Consider the following 637-nt stretch of genomic DNA (forward strand, 5'->3'; position numbering starts at 1 on the left):
CACTGTAGCTGACCGGTTGGGCGGGACTCGCGTAATGCGGGCGGCCCGAACGTACAGTCGGGCACAGGACCGAGCTGGGGAGTGGCGCGCCCGGCAACAGATGCGAGCGATATCACAACTATCGAAGGCAACGACGGCCCCACGGAGCGGCGCTCGGCGTGTCCTCAAACCCGCCAGAACAGCAACTGATACAGTCCGCATCCGGCACACGATCCGTCGGACAGACGTCGACATGGTGGAGCTGGACCCAGCCCAACAGCGACGCCTCGGCACACTGCTTGCAGAAAACGATCCAGCCGTTGCCCGTGCCGTCCGGCAAATGGACCAAGACGAAATTGATGCCCTGACCCGGGTCGAGATGGATACCCGTACCCGGAGCGATTTCGCCCGCGCATACGGGAGCGGCGAGGTCGACAGCGATGAACTCACGACGGCACTCACCCGCTACGACAGTTTAGATGCCGACGGGAAGCGATTTGCCGACGATGCCATCGAGCGGACCGGCACTGACGGGCCGGACCTGATGTCGACCGATGTCTGCAATAGCCCGTGCCACGGGACAATACGAGCGGCCTACGAGTACACTGACGAGGCTGAGGGGCTGAGCGACTCCCAAGCGAAGGACGTCCTCCAATCC

Annotated in this window: 1 pseudogene; it reads left to right on the plus strand. The window is 63.4% G+C overall.

From position 1 onward, the window contains the following. Positions 1-232: 232 nt before the first annotated feature. A pseudogene (locus FY251_RS20680) lies at positions 233-637 on the plus strand (hypothetical protein); the annotation flags it as partial.

Source organism: Haloferax sp. KTX1 (genome assembly GCF_902410085.1).
Classification (GTDB): Archaea; Halobacteriota; Halobacteria; order Halobacteriales; family Haloferacaceae; genus Haloferax; species Haloferax massiliensis.